Consider the following 18,089-nt stretch of genomic DNA (forward strand, 5'->3'; position numbering starts at 1 on the left):
CGGAAGGCACAGTGGTGACGTGAGCGAGCAGACCGACACACGCGAACCGGCGACGACCGCGACCCCGGGGCCACCGCGCCCGGGGCCGTCGGGGGCGCCGTGGTGGTCGGTGGTCGTGCTGCTCGCCGTCGTCGCCCTGCTGGGTGGGCTGCTCGTCGGGGCGACGGGTCCGGGTGCCGCGTCACCGGACGCCGAGTCGGTCGACGTCGGCTTCGCCCAGGACATGTCGGTGCACCACCGTCAGGCCGTCGAGATGGCGTCCTGGGAACGCGACCGCACCGCCGACCCGGCGCTGCGCCAGCTCGCGTTCGACATCGAGACGACGCAGAACCAGCAGGTCGGGCGGATGCAGGGCTGGCTCGGCCTCTGGGACCAGCCGGCGGTCGGCACCGGCGGGCACATGGCCTGGATGGACGACGCCGCGCACGACGGACACGGCGCGGGTATGTCCGTGGCGACGATGCCCGGCATGGCCTCCAGCGCGGATCTGCGCCGGATGCGCCAGACCCCCGAGCCCGCACTCGACGTCGTGTTCCTGCAGCTCATGCTGCGTCACCACGAGGGCGGCGTGAGCATGTTGGAGTACGGCCGCGACCACGCCGAGACCGTCGAGGTGCGCAACCTCGCCACCCAGATCCTCAGCGCCCAGACCTCCGAGGCCGAGCTGATGAAGCAGCAGCTGGCCCGCCGCGGGGCCCGGCCGCTGCCGCTGTAGGCGGGCCCGGTCGCCGGGATGATCGTCGACGAGGCCCCACGCGGGCCCGTCGGCCCGGTGCGTTAGAGTTCACGGTGCACGGCCCCCGTAGCTCAGGGGATAGAGCGTCGCCCTCCGGAGGCGAAAGCGCAGGTTCGAATCCTGCCGGGGGCACCGATCCGGTGCCACGATCACGCAGTCGGCCCTTCACCTTCTCGACCTGGTGAAGGGCCGTTCTCGTGTCGCGTCGGGCATGAGAACGGCCCACCCGTTCACGTTCGAGCGATCCCGCCGGTGCGGTTCCCCCGGAACGCACCATCCGGCAGCAGGGGCCGTGTCACGATGGTCCGGACTTCCAGGAGGTGCGCGATGAACTCACTCACCGACCAGCCCGAACCCGCTCCGACGGACGACGACCTGTCGTTCGACGATCTCGCTCTCAGGCAGGGGGTGAAGCCGATCGACTCCCTGTCCGACCTGGCCGAACCGGGTCTATGGGAGTCGGACGAGGAGTACCAGGACTTCCTGGACGACCTCTACGCCTCGCGGCGCGCCGGGCTGGAGTGACTCCGCTCGTCCTGGACACCGACGTCGCCTCAGCGGTGTTGAAGGGCCGCGTGCCCGCCTCGCTCGCCCGTTCGCTCACCGGACGCCGACTCGCCATCACGTTCGTGACCGTCGGCGAACTCACCCAGTGGACCTTCCTCCGGAACTGGGGACCGCAGCGCCGCGCCGGGCTGGACCGCTTCGTCTCGGGAGTCGTCGTCCTCCCCTACAGCACCAGGGTCGCCACGATCTGGGGCGAGGTCCAGGCGCACGCCCAGATCCGCGGGCGGCCACGTCCGATCAACGACAGTTGGATCGCCGCGTGCTGCCTCGCCCGTGATCTCCCGCTCGCGAAACTCAACGGCAAGGATTTCGCCGACTTCGCCGAACACGAAGGCCTCGAACTCCTCTGACCCATGCCCTCCGTCGTCGGACGGGGCGCGGGCCCTTCCAGGGCGCCGAACCGGGTGCGGTCGCTTCGATGCGTGTCGATCACGCCGCGGGCCGCCGCGCCACCAGGTAGGCGTGCGACGTCCTCTCCCCGCGGTCCGCGGCGCGTTCGGTGCGGATCCGGACGTCGAGACCGGCCGTGGTCAGCAGCGCCGCGACGTCGTCGGGGCGGCGACGGTGGAAGTCCAGGGCGATGTCGTGGCCGAGGGCCTCGGACAGACGGCTCGGCTCGTCACCGACCTGGAACGTCAGCAGGAGGTACCCGCCGGGCGCCAGGGCACGGTGGAACCCGGTGAACACCCCGGGCAGGTCGTCGTCGGGGACGTGGATCGTCGAGTAGTAGGCGACGAGCCCGGCGAGCGAGAGGTCGGCGACGTCGAGGGCGGTCATCGAGCCGGCGGCGAAGGTGACCTCCGGGTAGCGCACCGAGGCCGCGGCGACCATCCCCGGGGACAGGTCGACACCGGAGACGGCGAGGCCGAGCCGTCGCAGGTGCGCCGTCACGTGCCCGGCGCCGCTGCCGACGTCGAGCACCGGGCCGTCGCCGGTGGAGCGCACGAGCTCGGCGAACAGCCCCAGCACGGCCCGGTCCAGCGGCTTCCCAGCGAGCTCGTCGCGGAAGTGCTCGGCGTAGTCGTCGGCGAGGGCGTCGTAGGACTCCCGGGTCGCGCGCAGGAAACCGGGTTCGTCCACGGCGAGGACGCTAGCCCCGCGCCGTCACCCGAACAGAGGTGACTCGTCGTGACGCATACCACCACGACGGCGCGTTTGGCCCAGCGTCCGTGCAGCGCACGGACCGATTCAGCCTGCCCCCACCGCCGGTCAGGGGAGCCTCTGTTTGCTGGTGACGGCCGCGCGATCACGACAACCTGACGCGCATGACCACCGCCCAGGACATGCCCCAGGTTCAGCAGTGCTCCGCCACCCAGTGCTCGTACAACGAAGACTCCAGCTGCGGCGCGGGGGCGATCACGATCTCCGGTGACCACGCACACTGCGGAACGTTCGTCGAGATCTCGTTCCGCGGCGGCTCGGGCGGCAACGCCCTGGTCGGCGCCTGCCACCGTTCCGAGTGCCGGTTCAACGAGAAGCTCGAGTGCACCGCGTCGTCGGTGAACATCGGCAAGGGCGCCGACGCCGCCGACTGCCTCACCTACGAGGCCAGGTAGAGCAGCTCCTCCCAGGCGACCTCGCCGTTCCGGTCGACCCGCAGCGCGCGGTCGGCGACGGCGAGGGCCGCCACCGGGTCGATGTCGTCCACCAGGACGGCGACCCCGCCGGTGGCGAGGTCGCGCAGAGCGGCCAGCACCGTGCCGCGGTCGTGCGCGTCGAGACCGTCGGTGAGGCGGTCGACGAGGACCATCGCGGTGTCCCCGCCCCGGGCCGCGGCGACGGCGGCGAGCCGGTCGCCCACCGGGTCGGCCTCCCGCGCGCGCAGCCGCACGACGGCGGCGTCGTGGCCGGACCCGCAGCGCCCGGTCGCGTCGTCGAGGCGATTCATCAGCCGGCGCCGTGGCACGGACGGGCCGAGCAGCACCGTGATGCTGTCGGTCGGCAGACGTAGCGACATGAGCCCTCCCTCACCGTTACCCAGGCCAGCCTAACCGCCGGGAACGGTGCAGTGAAGGTGTTGTGACACTCAGGTCGTCGGCTCGCCGTACATCTCGCCGAGCGGGTCGGAGATGAACTCGATCCGGGCGCCGTCGGGATCCTGGGTGTAGATCGAGGATCCGGAGTGCACGAAGTACTCGATGCCCCGCTCGTCGAGCCGGCCCTTGATCTCGTGCCACTGCTTCTCCGGCACCGAGATCGCGACGTGGTGCAGCCCGCCGAGGACCTCCGCGTACGGCGCGGGCTTCACGCCGGGCAGGTCGAAGAAGGCCAGGCAGTTGCCGTTGCCGACGTCGAAGAAGAAGTGCGTCGACCCCGCCAGGTCGCGGTTCTCGAACAGCACCGTCACCGGGAAGCCGGCCACGTTCTGGTACCACTCGACGGTCGTGGCGACGTCGGCGCAGATCAGAGCAGTGTGGTGGATGCCCCGCCCGGTGCTCGCCGGGCGGTGGTCGTGGGAGAACAGGAACTCGTCGCGGATCCGGTCCCGCGACTCGCTCAGGTCCTTGCGCTCGTCCTCGGTGATCAACGACGCCTTGTCGGACATGGGTCTCTCCTTCGTTCGAGGGGCGTTCGGGAGGGGTGGGCGAGGCCTCAGCCGCCGATCGTCGCGTGCATCTCCCAGACCAGGATCTCGGAGGCCTGCGTCGCGGTCACCTTCTGCCCCCCGGTGGCGGTGAACCGGACGGCGTCGCCCGTGCCCAGCGGCCCGGCACCCTCCAGCACCACCTCACCCCGCGGGACGAACAGGTGCAGGAACGGCGCGTCCGGCAGCTCGACGTGCTGTCCCGGCTGCAGGCGCGCGGCGTGCAGCGCGGCGTGACGGTTGGCGATCCGGATCGCGGTGTCGCCGTCGTGGCGCTCCATCCCGGACGCGACCGGCACCAGCGCGCCGGAGAGCAGCTCGGCGTCGATCTCGCGCTGCTCGTAGCCGGGGGTGACACCGGCGGAGTCGGGCAGGACCCACATCTGCACGAAGTGCACGGGCTCGCTGTGGGCGTCACCGCCCTGCAGGCGCCAGGAGTCGTTCTTCTCCGAGTGCAGGATCCCCGTGCCGGCGCTCATCCTCTGGGCCAGCCCGGGGTAGATGACGCCGGAGTGACCGGTGGAGTCCTGGTGCACCAGTGAGCCCTGCAGCACCCAGGTGACGATCTCCATGTCGCGGTGCGGGTGGGTGTCGAAGCCCTGCCCGGCCGTCACGACGTCGTCGTTGTTGACCATCAGCAGGCCGTGGTGGGTGTTGCCCGGGTCGTAGTGCCCGCCGAAGGAGAACGAGTGGTGCGAGTACAGCCAGGGGATCGCCGTCGCGAAACGGTCGGCGGCACGGCGGACGTCGACCCGGGGGGCGAGCGTCGTCTCGGTCATGGGTGGATCCTCCCGGCGCGTAGTTGCAGATGCAACGACCTCGTGGCGCTCTCCACTATTCCCCGGACCGGGAGGGCCCGTACAGACGCCCGCCGCCGGGCACGCGATGCGTGCCCGGCGGCGTGGGGGCCGGAGGTCCGGCCGGTGCGATCGAGGTCGATCAGTGCTTGTCGCGGCCCGAGACCCGGTGGTTCGGGTCGTCGATCTCGACCTGCTCCTTGCGGACCTTGTCCGAGACGGTGTGGTCCTCGGTCACGGTGCGGGTGTCGAGGCGGACCTTCTCCACGGCCTCGGTGGTCTTGTCGACGACCGGGCGCTCGGCGTGCAGGGTCACCTCGTGGGTGTCCTCGCCGATCGTCGCGCCACGGGCCGGGGTGCCGTCGGCGACGGGCTCGCGCTCGAGCCGCACCTCCTCGTGGCTGACCGGCACGGTGACCTGCTGGTCCTCGGTCACGACGTACTTGCGCAGGCGGACCTTGCCGGTCTCCTCGGTCTCGGTGCCGACGCGCAGGCGCTCCTCGTGACGGGTCATTGAGCCCTTGTCGTCACGGTCGGTGGCCCGGTCGGTGGCACGGTCCCGGTCGCGGACGTCGCCGGCGGCCGTCCGGCCGGTGGCGTCGCCGTGGCCGGTCGCGGCGTGGTCGCCGGAGACGTTGTAGTGGCGACGCAGCTCGTCCTCCTCGCGACCGGAGAGGTGCTCCGAGGTCTGGCCGACGTGCGGGGCGTCCTTCACGGCCGCCTTCTGTACGCCCAGCGCGACGTCGCCGCCCTTGACGTCGGCGCCGTCGAGCGGCACGAAGCTCTCCTTCATGCCGAACAGGCCGGTGTTCACCGTGGCCCACGTCGGGGTGCCGCTGCGCTCGTCGAGGTAGACCTGGCCGATCTTGCCGACCTTCTCGCCCTGGGCGTCGTACGCCTGACGGCCGATGATCTCGCGGGTCATCTTCTCGGTGATCATTTCGGTTTCAGCCTCCGTGCTGGTGCGGTGTGTGCGATCGCCGTGCTCGTGATCGCTGACACAACCAGGGTCGGCAGCGGCGCCGGTTGATACACCGAATCCTTGCCGCACAAGCCCATCGAGGGAGGTCAGTGCCTCTTACGGGACCCGAAGGGGTGCTTCCGGACAACCCGGGGTGACGACCGGACCGGACCGTGCGACCGCTCATCGTCGAGTTTGCGGGACCCCGTCCCCGGGCAGGTGTCCGCCCCTCCGGAACGGGGACGATCTTGGTCGAGACGGGCACGAGAGGGGCGTTCCACTGAAAGCGTGCCAATTCCGCCCGCGCTCGGTGGCCCCGCCGGGTCATGGCATCGTTGTCGCGTGCTGGGCGTCGATGCGGCCACGATCCCGTTGGAGTCGACGGTCGTCGTCGTCTGTGTCGTGGCCGTCGCGATGCTCGCGGTGGTGGTGCTGGCCGGGGGCTGGAACCGGTGGTCGCACCCGGGGCCCGCGCGCGCGGTGTCGCTGCTGGTGGCCGTCGCGGCCGTGGTCGCCACCGGCGGCGTGCTGGTGAACCGGGCCGGCGGCTTCTACCCGACGCTCGGCTCGCTGTCGGCGACCCCGCCGGGCGGGGTCGTGCCGGTGGCGCGGGTCCCGGTCCGGACCGGACGCGGACGGCTGACCACGCTGCACCCCGGACACGGGCTGGGTGACGTCGAGGCCTACCTGCCCGCCGCCTACTCCGACCCCACCCTGGCGCAGGCGCTGTTCCCCACCGTCGTGTGGACCGGCGGCCCGCTGTCGGCCTCACCGCTGCCGGACCGCCTCGACGCGGCGGTCGACGGGGACCGGATGCCGCCCGTCGTGGTGCTCGCGGCCCCGGGCGGCCGGGTCCGCGGACTGCGCGCCGTGGCCGGATCCCTGCTGCGCCTGCGACCGGACCGGGAGGCCTGGGCCGTCGTCGGCCCGGTGTCCGACGGTCGCTGCCCGGTCGACGTGGCGCTGCGCGCACCCTCCGACTACGCGGCAGCGACCGGACGGGCGTGCCGGGAGCTCCCGCACGACCCCCGCCCGTCGCAGATCCTGGCGACAGCGCTCGCCGACCGCCCCGACGACGTGGGCGCCGCGCGGCGGATCGGCGGCGCGTCGACACCGTCGGCGCCGGTCGGCACCGAGATCGTCCCGGCCGGGACCGGCGCCGGTGCCGTGCTCGACGACCAACTGCAGTGGCTGGGCTCGCACCTCGCGGGCCCGGTCGTGACCGGCGAAGGAGGAGGCCGTCGTGAACCGGCCTGAGACGACGGGGACCGAGCCGGAGGAGCAGCCGCCCGCGCGGCGTGCCGCGACGGTCGTCCCGGATCCGGAGGCCCGCCGCCGGCGGCTGTCCGATGCGGCCACCGTGCGTGCCGTCGTCTGGTTCGCCCGGCTCGTCGCGCTGTTCACGATCGCCACGGCCGTCTTCCCGGCGCCGCGACGGATGTTCGGCGGGGAGCTGCGCAGCTCGCTCGGCCTGCCGCCCGCGGTCGGCCTGGCGGGCACGGTGCTCACGCTCGTCGCCGGCGTCGCGGTGCTGCTGCTGGCCACCGGGCTGCGCCGGCGCAAGCAGCGGGCGTGGTGGCTGGCTGTCGCGACGACCGTGGTGCTGACCGTGGTCAACGTGCTGCACATGGTCGACGAGCGGCGCGGGCTCGTCGCCACGATCGCCACCGTCGCACTGCTGGTGGCCCTGTACCTGACCCGGCGCTACTTCGTCGCCCGGCAGGACCCCGGCGGGCTCGGGCGGTCGGTGCGCTCGCTCCTGGAGTTCGCGCTGGCGGGGTTCGTGCTGGTCTGGGTGCTGCTGGCGCTCAACCACCGTCGTCTCGAGGGCCGGCCCGGGTGGGGGCAGGAGGCCGCGCAGGCCGCTCTGTCACTGGTCGGGGTGTCCGGCCCGATCGCGTTCCGCGCCGAGTGGCTCGACGACCTGACGGCCACGATCGGCCTGACGTTCGGTGTGGTCGCGATCGTCGTCGCCGGCTACCACCTCCTGCGCTCCCCCGAGCCGCGCCCCAGCCTCGCGGCCGAGGACGAGGAGCGGTTGCGCGCGCTGCTGGCGCGCCGCGAGGGCGACTCGCTGGGCTACTTCGCGCTGCGCCGTGACAAGGGCGCCGTCTTCTCCCCCGGCGGCAAGTCCGCGGTGTCCTACCGCGTCATGGCCGGGGTGGCGCTCGCCTCCGGCGACCCCGTCGGCGACGTCGGCGCCTGGCCCGGCGCGATCGAGGCGTTTCTCGAGGAGTGCGTGCAGAACGCCTGGTCCCCGGCCGTCCTCGGGTGCTCCGAACGCGGTGCGACGGCGTGGGCCAAGGCCGGGCTGGACGCGCTGGAGCTGGGCGACGAGGCGGTGCTCGACGCCGCCACGTTCTCCCTGGACGGACGCCCGATGCGCGGCGTACGCCAGGCCGTCAACCGGATGCAGCGGGCCGGGCACACCGCCGTCGTGCGCCGCCTGTCCGACCTCGACGAGGCGGAGCGGTCCGAGGTCGCCGAGCGCGCACACCGCTGGCGAGGCACCGGCGACGGTGGGGATGCCCGGTCCGCCGAGGAGCCCATCGAGCGTGGCTACTCGATGGCCCTGTCGCGTGTCGCCGACCCCGCCGACCCGGAGGCCGTGCTGGTCACCGCCGAACGCGACGGCGAGCCGTGCGGGTTGCTGCAGCTCGTCCCGTGGGGCCCGGACGGGCTGTCACTGGACCTGATGGTGCGCCCCGCCGACGCCGACAACGGCGTCAACGAGCTGCTGATCGCCGAGCTGATGGCGGCCGCGCCGGGCCTGGGGGTGAAGCGGGTGTCGCTGAACTTCGCGGTGTTCCGTTCCGCGCTGGAGCGCGGCGAGCGGATCGGGGCCGGTCCGGTGGCCCGGTTCTGGGCGCGGCTGCTGCACTTCGCGTCGCGCTGGTGGCAGATCGACTCGCTGTACCGCTTCAACGCGAAGTTCCGGCCCGAGTGGTCGCCGCGTTACGTCATGTTCCCGGCGGTGCGCGACCTGCCGCGGATCCTGTTCGTGGTGCTGGAGGCCGAGGGCTTCGGGGGACGCCCGCCGCTGCTCCTGCGCTTCCTGCGCCGGTGACGCCGATCCCGTTCGTCGACCCGAACGGCGACGGCCTGCTCGGGTTCCACGCCTCGACGGTCCGGCTCGACAGCGGTGCGGTGGTCGCGGTGCTGGCCGGGGTCGCCGTCGTCGCGGTGCTGGTGCTCGGGTGGAGCTGGGGGTCCTGGCGCCGCCGTCCCGCCATCGGGCGGTCGGTGACCGCGCTGGTCGCGACGGCGGCGGTCGTCGCGGCGTGCGGGGCGGGCGCGAACCTGCTCGGCGGCTTCTACCCGACGCTGGGCTCGCTGCTCGGGTCCTCGCCCAACCCCGGCGAGGGCACCGTCGCCGACATCGGGCCGGACGGCACCGGGCTGGCGGCGGCGCTGCCGCTGATCGCCGCCCGCTCCGCGGACGGGCACGGCTCCACGGTGCACCTGCTCCTGCACGGCGGGCGGTCGGGGATCACCCGCGACGCCGACGTCTACCTGCCCGCCGGGTACACCGACCCGGACAACGCCGACCTGCACTACCCCGTCGTCGAGTGGCTGTCCGGGTTCCCCGGCGAGCCGCGCGAGGTGGCGTCACTGTTCGGGGTGCCCGATCTGGTCGACGCCGCGATCGCGACGCACCGGATGCCGCCGGCGGTCGTGGTGATCCCGGACATCAACGGCGAGCCCCGCTTCGGCCACGACGAGGAGTGCGTGGACGCCGAGCACGGCGTCGCCGACGACACCTACCTGAGCACCGACGTCGCGGACTGGGTGCGCGCGACGCTGCGGGTCCGCACCGACCGCGACGCCTGGGCGCTGTCCGGGTGGTCCTCGGGCGGCTACTGCGCGATGAACCTGGCGCTGCGCCACCCCGACCTCTACGGCGTGGCCGTCAGCCAGAGTGGCTACGACCGGACCCCGTCCGACGTGGTGACCGGCAACCTGTTGGGCGGGCGGGCCGACCTCGCCGCGGCGAACGACGTCGTCGTCGCGCTGCGCGGGCACCCGGCCCCGCTGGCGATCCTGGTCACCGCCGGCGACGACGAGACCGACGAGCGCGCCGCCCTGGAGCGGGTCACGGCCGCGGCGACGGCACCGGTGACGGTCGAGCCGATGGTCTTCCCCGGCGGCGGGCACAACCAGAACGCGGTCCGCGCGCAGCTGCCCGTGATCGTGGACTGGCTGGGCCGGCACCTGCCCCCGCCGCACGGAACGGACGCCCCGACGGCGGCCGGCGCCGAGGTCGTCCCCGCCCCGCCGGTGCCGGCCCGCGCGTTGCCGACCGCGGCACCGGGCCCCTGACGATCAGCCGCCGGGGTGCTCGTCGAGGAAACGGCGCAGGGGCGCGAACAGGTCGTCGCGGGCGCGGAGCTCGCCGGGGGTGAGCCAGGCCAGGCCGGCGGCCTTGTCCGGCTCGAGGATCGTCGCCGTCCCGGCGGTGACGGTGCAGGCGAGGAACAGCGTCACGTAGTGGCGTCCGGCCTCGGGCATCGGGTCGTCGGTGAACCCCAGCCGGGCCGTTGCGGTGACCGTCAGCCCGGTCTCCTCGGCGGTCTCGCGCACCGCCGTCGTCTCCGGGGACTCGCCGAACTCCTGGTGCCCGCCGGGCAGGCCCCACGTCCCGGCGCCGTGCGCTCCGACACGGCGCAGCACCAGCCACCGCCCCGCATCCTCGACGACGGCCGCGACCCCGACCCGCACCTCCGGCATGGGAGCAGATCGTAGGTGCGCACCCCGGCCGGACCGGCCTACTTTCGGGTCATGAGCCGATTCGCCGAGGTCGCCTTCACCCCGTCGGTCCGCGAGGTCCAGCGTGAAGAGGGCAGCGACCGCGCCGTCGGCCGGATGCTCGACGGCGCGGGACCGGAGCGGCTGGGCCCCGACGAGGCCGCGTTCGTCACCGCCCGCGACGGCTTCTACCTGGCCAGCGTCGGCTCCTCGGGCTGGCCGTACGTGCAGTTCCGGGGCGGTCCGGCGGGCTTCGCACACGTCGTCGACGACGGCGCGACGATCGCGTTCGCCGACGTGCGCGGCAACCGGTAGTACGTCACGACCGGCAACCTGCGCGACGACGACCGGGTCGCGCTGTTCTTCATGGACTACGCCCGCACGACCCGGCTCAAGGTCCTCGGCCACGCCCGCGAGATCGACCCGGACGCGGCCCCGGACCTCGCGGCCGAGCTGTGGGAGCCGCGTACCGACGGGCGGGTGGAGCGGATCGTCGCGATCCGGGTCGAGGCCGCGACGTGGAACTGCCCGCAGCACATCGCCCCGCGCTACACCGTCGAGGAGTTCGCCCCGGCGGTCGCCCGGCTGCGCGACCGGATCGCCGTCCTGGAGAAGGAGAACGCCGACCTGCGGGCCGCGGGCACCTGACCCGGCCCGGCCGGGCGACCCGGCGGGTCAGGCGGCGGGGCTCCGGAGACCGGGGGCGGGCCGGGCGACGGGTCGCGCGACCGGAGCACCCGACGACGGGACGGCCGCGCGCACCGGGGACGGAAGGCGCGGGGGACGCTGCGCCACCGCCGGCGGCGAGGCGGCCGGACGGCTGTTCAGCACGCCCGCGAGCACCGCGACCAGGTCGGGCAGCGAGACGTAGGTACGGTCCGGGAGCCGGTCGAGCATCGACCGGGTCACCATGTCGCAGCCGTACCACTCGGCCTCGGTGACGACCTGCCAGCGCGGCGCCGGGAACGTGAGCCCGGCGAGGACCCCCGCGAGACGCTGATGCAGCGCGACCGCGAGCGGGTCGACGGCGGGGGACGGAGCGGGGCGCACATCGCTCGCACGGGGACCGGGTGCGGGACGGGTAGACATCGGGGGGTTCCTCTCGGCAGGGGCGGACGAGGTCCGCACGTCACCTTCTTTCCCATTTTCCCGGACGGGTAATCCTTGTCACACCCATCGATCGTGGCGACGGGGTGTCGCCTCGGCTCGCACGTGGGCCTCGACGTTGTTGCGGCAGACTGCGGACCACCGCACCCGCCACACCGGAGAGCTCCCCGATGACGTTCCGCTCCGCCTACCGGCACCACTTCCTGCGCGTCGCCGCCGCGACGATCCGCACCACGATGGCCGACCCGGCCGCGAACGCCGACGCGGTGCTGACGACGGCGCGGGAGTGCCACGACGACGGCGTCGGCCTGGTCGTGTTCCCCGAGCTGACGCTGTCCGGTTACTCCATCGAGGACGTCCTGATGCAGGACACGCTGCTCGACGTCGTCGAGCAGCACCTCGTCGCTCTGGCCGCCGCGACCGCGGACCTGCTGCCCGTCCTCGTCGTCGGCGCCCCGTTGCGGCACCGTCACCGGATCTACAACGGGGCCGTCGTGATCCACCGTGGACGGATCCTCGGGGTCGCGCCGAAGTCGTACCTGCCGACGTACCGGGAGTTCTACGAGCGCCGCCAGGTCGCCCCGGGCGACGACCAGCGGGGCACGATCCGGATCGGTGGCGACGATCACCCGTTCGGCCCCGACCTGTTGTTCAGTGCCACCGACCTGCCGGGGTTCGTGCTGCACGCCGAGGTCTGCGAGGACTTCTGGGTGCCGGTCCCGCCGAGTGCGGAGGCCGCGCTGGCCGGGGCGACCGTGCTGGCCAACGTCTCCGGCAGCCCGATCACGGTCGGGCGGGCCGACCAGCGACGGCTGCTGTGCCGCTCGGCGTCGTCGCGCTGCCTGGCCGCCTACGTCTACGCCGCGGCCGGCGAGGGCGAGTCGACGACCGACGTCGCCTGGGACGGCCAGACGATGATCTACGAGAACGGCGAGCGCCTCGCCGAGTCCGACCGGTTCCCGAAGGGCGCGCAGCGGGCCGTCGCCGACGTCGACCTGGACCTGATCGCCGCCGAGCGCCGCCGGATGGGCACGTTCGACGACAACCGGCGCACCCACGCCGACCGCGTCGACGGGTTCCGGACGATCGCGTTCACGCTCGACCCACCGGACCGCGACATCGGCCTGAAGCGGTCCGTCGAGCGCTTCCCGTTCGTGCCCGCGGACCCCGAGCGCCTGGAGCAGGACTGCTACGAGGCCTACTCGATCCAGGTGTCCGGGCTGGAGCAGCGGCTGCGCGCGATCGGGCAGCCGAAGGTCGTGATCGGGGTGTCCGGCGGCCTGGACTCCACGCACGCGCTGATCGTCGCGGCCCGGGCGATGGACCGCGAGGACCGTCCGCGCAGCGACATCCTGGCGTTCACCCTGCCCGGGTTCGCGACCGGCGAGCACACGAAGAACAACGCGATCGCGCTGTCCGAGGCCCTCGGCGTCACGATCGAGACGATCGACATCACGCCGACGGCGCGCACCATGCTGGCCGAGATGGACCACCCGTTCTCCCGCGGCGAGGCCGTCTACGACGTGACGTTCGAGAACGTGCAGGCCGGTCTGCGCACCGACTACCTGTTCCGGCTGGCCAACCAGCGGAACGGGATCGTGCTCGGCACCGGCGACCTCTCCGAGCTGGCGCTGGGGTGGTCCACCTACGGCGTCGGCGACCAGATGTCGCACTACAACGTCAACGGCGGGGTGCCGAAGACGCTGATCCAGCACCTGATCCGCTGGGTGATCAGCTCCGAGCAGTTCGACGACGACGTCAGCGCCGTCCTGCAGTCGGTGCTCGACACCGAGATCACCCCCGAGCTGGTGCCCACGGCCGAGGGTGAGGAGGTGCAGTCGAGCGAGGCCAAGGTCGGCCCGTACGCGCTGCAGGACTTCACGCTGCACCACGTGCTCCGCTACGGCTTCCGGCCCTCGAAGATCGCGTTCCTGGCCGGGCACGCCTGGTCCGACGCCTCCGCCGGGCAGTGGCCGCCGGGGTTCCCGGACGACCGTCGCCCGGAGTACTCCCCCGCCGAGATCCGCCGATGGCTCGAGGTGTTCGCGCAGCGGTTCTTCTCGTTCAGCCAGTTCAAGCGCTCGGCCCTGCCGAACGGCCCGAAGGTCTCCCCGACGGGTGCCCTCTCGCCGCGCGGGGACTGGCGTGCGCCGTCGGACATGTCGGCCCGGATCTGGCTGGAGGAGATCCGTCGTGAGGTGCCGGAGGAGTGATCAGTGTTTCGGTTGCGATACGCGACAGTGGTGTCGCGTATCGCCGCCGATCCGCCGATCATCTAATCCTTACCGACTCGGCCGAACCGCCACGGGCTGTCGCGAACCGCTCGTAGAATCCCTGCGTGGCCGAGATCGTGAACCCGCATCTGCGCGGGGCGGTGGATCACCTGATGACGCAGGTGACACCGGAGAACGTGCTGGGCGTGCGGAAAGTGCTCCTCCAAGAGGTGAGACGGCTTCGCGACACGATCGACCGGTACGAAAACCCCAGCGACTTCGCCGGAGAGCCGGAGGCGCCGGGTCGGATGGGGACGCCGGCGAGCGGCTTCCGCATCGGGCGCTGCAGCGACGATCCGGTCTCCGGGCCGGCCCAGATCTCGTTCCAGCGGAAGATCGACGCCGTGGTCGGCGACTGCAAGCGGTATGTCGCCGATCTGAATACCGCAGCGGAAGGATTGAAGGATGTCGCCCGGCGATACAGCCTCACCGAAGAGCAGATCGAGCAGTCCTTCGAATCGGTCAAACTGAGGTGGTGAGATTTCCGTACCTCGTGGCAGTAGGGGCAACTTGCCTCACCGCCCTTGTCGCCACCTCCTGCGGCGCCGCGGGATCCGCTTCGCCGCCCCGTGACGGTGTCTTTCCCGACCGTCCTCAGGCCGTCGACATCGAGTCGCTCGATCCCTGTCGCGCCATGACCACTGTTCAGGCGCAGGAGTGGCAGATCACCACGTCGTCGAGGGTCGACGTCAGGCCATCCCTGCCGAGTTGCGCCTTCCGCACGGCGGGTGATGTCAGCTATACGGCCCAACTGCTCAAGTACACGCCTGCGGCAAAGCTGCTGCCCGGTGCTCCCGGCCAGGAAGGTATCGAAGGACTGACGAATCCGACCCAAACCGAAGTGGACGGGTTCGGCGCGGTCGAGGCGCGTCTCACGCGGGGATCCCCCGCCGACTGCGCGATCACTGTCGACACCGGCGACACGTCGAGCATGCAGTTCATCTACAAGACCCTCGACGTCGACGCCGCGTCCCCGGCCGACCTCCAGACCGGCTGCAACGAGGCACGTCGCTTCGCCCAGCTCGGCCTCGAGAACCTGGCTCCGGGGTGACGGTGGTTCCGCACCCCGATACCGACGGCCCGGAACCGAACCGTGCGCGCCGAGATGCGGCTCATCGCGAATCGTCGATCTCCGCCCAACGCTGAGACGCATCTCGGCGGTTGTCGGGCCGCGTCCGCGGTTCGGCCGAACCGCTACGTGAGTGGTTCGAGCAGGCGTTGCGGGGACAGGAGTGCCCGGCCGACGGGCTCGGCGGGCTCCGGCTCGCCCGCCAGGCCCGGTCCGGGGTGCACCCGGATCTCACCCGCCTCCGGCGTCGCGCCACACGAGGGGCACCGGCCGGCGTCGTCGAGCTCGGCGTCGCCGGATCCGGTGTCGCAGGCGACGTGCCGGAAGATCCGTCGGCGGGGCACGGCCGCGGCGTGCCGCTCGCCCCAGCCGTAGAGCGCGTGCAGCGCCGGCCACAGCTCCTGCCCGCGCTCGGTGAGCAGGTACTCGACCCGGCCCGGACCGGCCTCCTCGCGGCGCAGCACACCGGCCTCGGTCAGCGACTCCAGACGCTCGGCCAGCACCGCCCGGGGCACTCCGAGATGACGGTGCAGATCGGTGAACCGGCGCACGCCGTAGAAGCAGTCCCGCAGGATCAGCAACGTCCAGCGCTCGCCGACGACCTCGAGCGCGCGGGCCAGCGAGCAGGCCTGCGAGGCGTAGTCGGATCCGAGCGGCATCCCGTCATCGTACGCGCATGGTTCGATCACCGAACCGCATCGTGCTAGCGTCCGGTTCGGCCATCGAACCCTCGCCCGGGAGACGCCCATGGAACGCCGCACCGTCACCGTCTCCGCGCTCGGAACGCTGCTCGCACTGGTGTCCTACACCGCGCCGCTGACCACGCTGCGGTCCATCTCCGCCGATCTCGGGTCGGGACCGTCCGGGCAGTCGTGGATCCTCAGCTCGATGAGTCTGGGGCTCACCGCGGCACTGCTCACCGCCGGCACGCTGGCCGACGAGCACGGCCGTCGGCGGCTGTTCGTGCTGGGCGGGGTGGTGCTCGCGGTGGCCTCGGCGGCCGGTGCGGCGTCTCCGGGCACGGTGGTGTTCGTCCTCGGGCGGGTCGTGCAGGGCGTGGGCGCCGCCGCGATGATCGCCTGCAGCCTCGCCCTGATCAGTCACGCGATCCCGCCGGGACCGGCGCGGGCCCGCGCGACCGGTCTCTGGGGTGCCGCGCTGGCCGCGGGCATCGCCTCCGGACCGGTCCTGTCGGCGCTGATCCCGTGGCGGGTGTTCTACGTCCTGATCGCAATGGCGGCGCTGGGGATCGCCGTGGCCGCCCGGTCGCTGCTGACGGAGTCCACCTCGGGCGAACCGCGCCGGGTCGACCTGCCGGGCATGGTGCTGCTCGCGGCCGGCCTGTCGGCGTTGCTGGCCGGTCTCACCGAGGCACGCCGGCTGCCGATCGGGCCGGTCCCGATCCTGCTGCTCGTCGTCGGGGTGCTGCTGCTCGCCGGGTTCGTGGTGGTGCAGCGGCGCTCGTCGCACCCGATGGTCGCGCTCGGACTCTTCCGCAGTCCCGGGCTGGTCGCGGCCACGACCGCGAGCCTGGCGACCGGGCTCGGCGTGATCGCGGTGTCGTCGTTCCTGCCGGTCGTGCTGCAGCGCGGTCAGGGTCACGGAGCGTTGTTCGCGGCGCTGCTGCTCCTGGGCTGGTCCGGGACGAGCATCGTCACCGCCCTGCTGACCCGCCGGATCAGCGAGCGGATCACCGGAGCCGTCCGCCTGGGTGCCGGGCTCGTGGTGGTCGCGGTGGGGATGGTCCCGATGGTCTGGGTGCGTCCGGACTCCGGGGCATGGCTCGTGCTGACCGGGCTGATCGTCGCCGGGCTGGGCACCGGCGTCGTCAACGCGACACTGGGCCGTGAAGCCGTCGCCAGCGTTCCGGCGAACCGGGCCGGCATGGGCAGCGGGATCAACAACACCAGCCGCTACCTCGGCGCCGCGATCGGCGTGACGCTGGTGTCCGTCCTGAGTACACCCTCCGGCACCGAGTCGCCGGAGGTGTTGCTCGACGGCTGGGACGTCGCCGTCGTCGTCTGCATCGTGCTGACGGTGCTCTGCGCCGGGGTCGTCCTGGCCTGCACCCGCCGGGCCCCGGCGGCGAGCCCCGTCGCGAGCTGAATCCACGGCGACCGTCCACACCCGAAACACCTCTCGCCGCGACCCCGACACCGTTCACCGAACCGCTCACGGCTTCGCTCGGCGAAGTCAGGCCGTTTCCGGGAATGGTCGCCGATTCGACACGTCCGCCGGTGCCGGGCGATTACGCGAACACCGACGCGATGACGACGATTCCACGGCCCGGCCGGAATGGTGTCCACCGAACGGAGCCGGGTGCGTTCGGCCGTCGGGCCGACGGGGAACGCCCGGTCCGCCGTCACCGACCGCATCGGGAGCGGGCACCTCGCGACCGGCGTGACGCGCCCACGGGCGAGCCCCGGACCGGTCGGCCGAACCGGCGACACCGCGCCGACACGCCGTACGGACAGGACCGGGACGGCGACCGCTCGGCGCGCCGAGGTGACCCGACCGCTCCGGGACCGACCCGGCCGGTCGAACCGCCGATCTACGGAACGTAGCCGGACGTGCGCCGGGTGTAGGTGACCGTCCGTGGCCGCCTCGCACGACGACGGAGCCTCGCACCCGGCCCGGCGGCGCCGTGAATCGCGCCGGGAACGGCACCGGGGAACGCACCGGAAAAGAAATCGGCGGCCGTCTCGGGAATCGTCGATCGGCGCCGTCGGAACGTGATCGAACACACCGCCGGAATCGTCGACATCCCCGGGAACCGCCGTTCTCCGGCGAACCGGCGACGGGCCCGGCCCCCTGTCCCGGACAAGATCGTGAGTACTAGCGTGCCCCGCAATCGACCTGGAGGTGAGTCTTGGCACTCGCATCGATCCTGTCCGAGATGCCCGATCTGCTGCGCCGGACGCTCGACGAGCACACGCCGGACGCGAACGGGTACTGCCGTGAGTGCCGTGACGCCACCGGCGTCAGCGCGGCGTGGCCGTGCGTGACGCGCGAGCTGGCCGAGGAGGCCCGGCACATCAACTCGGGCGGCCTGCCGGGCACCCGCGACGCCGGCCACGCGCCGGCGGCCCGTGAGGAGCTGCAGCCCTCCGTCGCCGGACGCCGGCGGGCCCGCGACCTCTCCGGTGCCACCGACTCCGGACGGCATCGCTCCGCCCTGCTCTGAGCCGCGCCCCAGGAAGCCGCCCCGGGAAACTGCCCCGGGAGAGCGCCCCGGGAGAGCGCGGGGCC

The 18,089-nt window shown here is 72.7% G+C and carries 22 protein-coding genes and 1 tRNA gene; 15 read left to right on the forward strand and 8 right to left on the reverse strand.

Going from position 1 to position 18,089, the window contains the following annotated elements:
- Window positions 1–19 precede the first annotated feature (19 nt).
- From EV383_RS24670 to EV383_RS24685, 4 genes are all read left to right on the forward strand, one after another.
- Window positions 20–715: a DUF305 domain-containing protein gene (locus EV383_RS24670; protein ID WP_165438494.1), complete on the forward strand. Its 696-nt coding sequence runs from the start codon at window positions 20–22 to the stop codon at window positions 713–715.
- 81 nt (window positions 716–796) lie between these two features.
- Window positions 797–868: transfer RNA gene (locus EV383_RS24675), tRNA-Arg, on the forward strand.
- A 195-nt stretch (window positions 869–1,063) separates the two neighbouring features.
- Window positions 1,064–1,261, forward strand: a complete 198-nt coding sequence (locus EV383_RS24680; RefSeq protein WP_130292137.1) for a hypothetical protein — start codon at window positions 1,064–1,066, stop codon at window positions 1,259–1,261.
- A complete protein-coding gene (locus tag EV383_RS24685; protein ID WP_130292138.1) occupies window positions 1,258–1,653 on the forward strand; it encodes a type II toxin-antitoxin system VapC family toxin in 396 nt (131 codons plus the stop codon). The genes EV383_RS24680 and EV383_RS24685 overlap by 4 nt, the downstream gene beginning before the upstream one ends.
- A 79-nt stretch (window positions 1,654–1,732) precedes the next feature.
- Here the strand turns inward: EV383_RS24685 and EV383_RS24690 are convergent, their stop codons facing one another.
- Window positions 1,733–2,383, reverse strand: coding sequence for a class I SAM-dependent DNA methyltransferase (locus tag EV383_RS24690; RefSeq protein WP_130292139.1), 651 nt, complete (start codon window positions 2,381–2,383; stop codon window positions 1,733–1,735).
- 185 nt (window positions 2,384–2,568) lie between these two features.
- Here EV383_RS24690 and EV383_RS24695 point away from each other — a divergent pair, with 185 nt between their 5' ends.
- Window positions 2,569–2,859 carry a DUF1540 domain-containing protein gene (locus EV383_RS24695; RefSeq protein WP_130292140.1) on the forward strand — a complete coding sequence of 97 codons (291 nt, stop codon included), beginning with the start codon at window positions 2,569–2,571 and terminating at the stop codon, window positions 2,857–2,859.
- Here EV383_RS24695 and EV383_RS24700 read toward each other — a convergent pair.
- The 4 genes from EV383_RS24700 to EV383_RS24715 form a co-directional block, all read right to left on the reverse strand.
- The gene (locus tag EV383_RS24700; RefSeq protein WP_130292141.1) at window positions 2,844–3,260 is read right to left on the reverse strand and encodes a hypothetical protein; all 417 of its coding nucleotides are present in this window, start codon (window positions 3,258–3,260) and stop codon (window positions 2,844–2,846) included. The genes EV383_RS24695 and EV383_RS24700 overlap by 16 nt on opposite strands.
- A 69-nt stretch (window positions 3,261–3,329) precedes the next feature.
- Window positions 3,330–3,848: a VOC family protein gene (locus EV383_RS24705; RefSeq protein WP_130292142.1), complete on the reverse strand. Its 519-nt coding sequence runs from the start codon at window positions 3,846–3,848 to the stop codon at window positions 3,330–3,332.
- 47 nt (window positions 3,849–3,895) lie between these two features.
- Window positions 3,896–4,666, reverse strand: coding sequence for a pirin family protein (locus EV383_RS24710; protein WP_130292143.1), 771 nt, complete (start codon window positions 4,664–4,666; stop codon window positions 3,896–3,898).
- Between the two features lie 160 nt (window positions 4,667–4,826).
- Complete coding sequence (locus EV383_RS24715; RefSeq protein WP_130292144.1) at window positions 4,827–5,624, reverse strand: DUF2382 domain-containing protein; 798 nt, start codon at window positions 5,622–5,624, stop codon at window positions 4,827–4,829.
- Between the two features lie 363 nt (window positions 5,625–5,987).
- On the opposite strand from EV383_RS24715, the gene EV383_RS24725 reads away from it, so the two are divergent.
- The 3 genes from EV383_RS24725 (at window position 5,988) to EV383_RS24735 (ending at window position 9,965) form a co-directional block, all read left to right on the forward strand.
- On the forward strand, window positions 5,988–6,902 hold the full coding sequence (locus tag EV383_RS24725; RefSeq protein ID WP_165438495.1) for a hypothetical protein: 915 nt from the start codon (window positions 5,988–5,990) through the stop codon (window positions 6,900–6,902).
- Window positions 6,903–6,987: 85 nt separating this feature from the next.
- Window positions 6,988–8,712 (forward strand): GNAT family N-acetyltransferase, encoded by a 1,725-nt coding sequence (locus tag EV383_RS24730; protein WP_130294973.1) that lies wholly within the window; start codon window positions 6,988–6,990, stop codon window positions 8,710–8,712.
- A complete protein-coding gene (locus EV383_RS24735) occupies window positions 8,709–9,965 on the forward strand; it encodes an alpha/beta hydrolase (protein WP_242623292.1) in 1,257 nt (418 codons plus the stop codon). The genes EV383_RS24730 and EV383_RS24735 overlap by 4 nt, the downstream gene beginning before the upstream one ends.
- 3 nt (window positions 9,966–9,968) lie before the next feature.
- Here EV383_RS24735 and EV383_RS24740 read toward each other — a convergent pair whose 3' ends face one another.
- Window positions 9,969–10,373, reverse strand: a complete 405-nt coding sequence (locus tag EV383_RS24740) for a nucleotide triphosphate diphosphatase NUDT15 (RefSeq protein ID WP_130292147.1) — start codon at window positions 10,371–10,373, stop codon at window positions 9,969–9,971.
- 51 nt (window positions 10,374–10,424) lie between these two features.
- Here EV383_RS24740 and EV383_RS32420 point away from each other — a divergent pair, with 51 nt between their 5' ends.
- Window positions 10,425–10,706, forward strand: coding sequence for a hypothetical protein (locus tag EV383_RS32420; RefSeq protein ID WP_242623293.1), 282 nt, complete (start codon window positions 10,425–10,427; stop codon window positions 10,704–10,706).
- Window positions 10,707–10,757: 51 nt separating this feature from the next.
- Window positions 10,758–11,039, forward strand: coding sequence for a hypothetical protein (locus EV383_RS32425; protein WP_242623294.1), 282 nt, complete (start codon window positions 10,758–10,760; stop codon window positions 11,037–11,039).
- A gap of 27 nt (window positions 11,040–11,066) precedes the next feature.
- On the opposite strand, the gene EV383_RS24750 is transcribed toward EV383_RS32425, so the two are convergent.
- A complete protein-coding gene (locus EV383_RS24750) occupies window positions 11,067–11,480 on the reverse strand; it encodes a DUF2795 domain-containing protein (RefSeq protein WP_130292148.1) in 414 nt (137 codons plus the stop codon).
- 188 nt (window positions 11,481–11,668) lie between these two features.
- Here EV383_RS24750 and EV383_RS24755 point away from each other — a divergent pair, with 188 nt between their 5' ends.
- The 3 genes from EV383_RS24755 to EV383_RS24765 all read left to right on the forward strand — a co-directional run bounded on the left by EV383_RS24755 (window position 11,669) and on the right by EV383_RS24765 (window position 14,822).
- On the forward strand, window positions 11,669–13,711 hold the full coding sequence (locus tag EV383_RS24755) for an NAD(+) synthase (protein WP_130292149.1): 2,043 nt from the start codon (window positions 11,669–11,671) through the stop codon (window positions 13,709–13,711).
- A 125-nt stretch (window positions 13,712–13,836) separates the two neighbouring features.
- Window positions 13,837–14,250 carry a hypothetical protein gene (locus EV383_RS24760; RefSeq protein ID WP_130292150.1) on the forward strand — a complete coding sequence of 138 codons (414 nt, stop codon included), beginning with the start codon at window positions 13,837–13,839 and terminating at the stop codon, window positions 14,248–14,250.
- A 155-nt stretch (window positions 14,251–14,405) separates the two neighbouring features.
- Window positions 14,406–14,822, forward strand: coding sequence for a hypothetical protein (locus EV383_RS24765; RefSeq protein WP_130292151.1), 417 nt, complete (start codon window positions 14,406–14,408; stop codon window positions 14,820–14,822).
- A 143-nt stretch (window positions 14,823–14,965) separates the two neighbouring features.
- On the opposite strand, the gene EV383_RS24770 is transcribed toward EV383_RS24765, so the two are convergent.
- The gene (locus EV383_RS24770) at window positions 14,966–15,499 is read right to left on the reverse strand and encodes a winged helix-turn-helix transcriptional regulator (protein ID WP_130292152.1); all 534 of its coding nucleotides are present in this window, start codon (window positions 15,497–15,499) and stop codon (window positions 14,966–14,968) included.
- Window positions 15,500–15,587: 88 nt separating this feature from the next.
- Here EV383_RS24770 and EV383_RS24775 point away from each other — a divergent pair, with 88 nt between their 5' ends.
- Window positions 15,588–16,946, forward strand: coding sequence for an MFS transporter (locus EV383_RS24775; RefSeq protein ID WP_130292153.1), 1,359 nt, complete (start codon window positions 15,588–15,590; stop codon window positions 16,944–16,946).
- A 763-nt stretch (window positions 16,947–17,709) separates the two neighbouring features.
- Window positions 17,710–18,024 carry a hypothetical protein gene (locus tag EV383_RS24780; RefSeq protein ID WP_130292154.1) on the forward strand — a complete coding sequence of 105 codons (315 nt, stop codon included), beginning with the start codon at window positions 17,710–17,712 and terminating at the stop codon, window positions 18,022–18,024.
- The last annotated feature ends 65 nt before the right edge of the window (window positions 18,025–18,089 follow it).

The sequence above is a fragment of the Pseudonocardia sediminis genome (assembly GCF_004217185.1).
GTDB classification, from domain to species: domain Bacteria; phylum Actinomycetota; class Actinomycetes; order Mycobacteriales; family Pseudonocardiaceae; genus Pseudonocardia; species Pseudonocardia sediminis.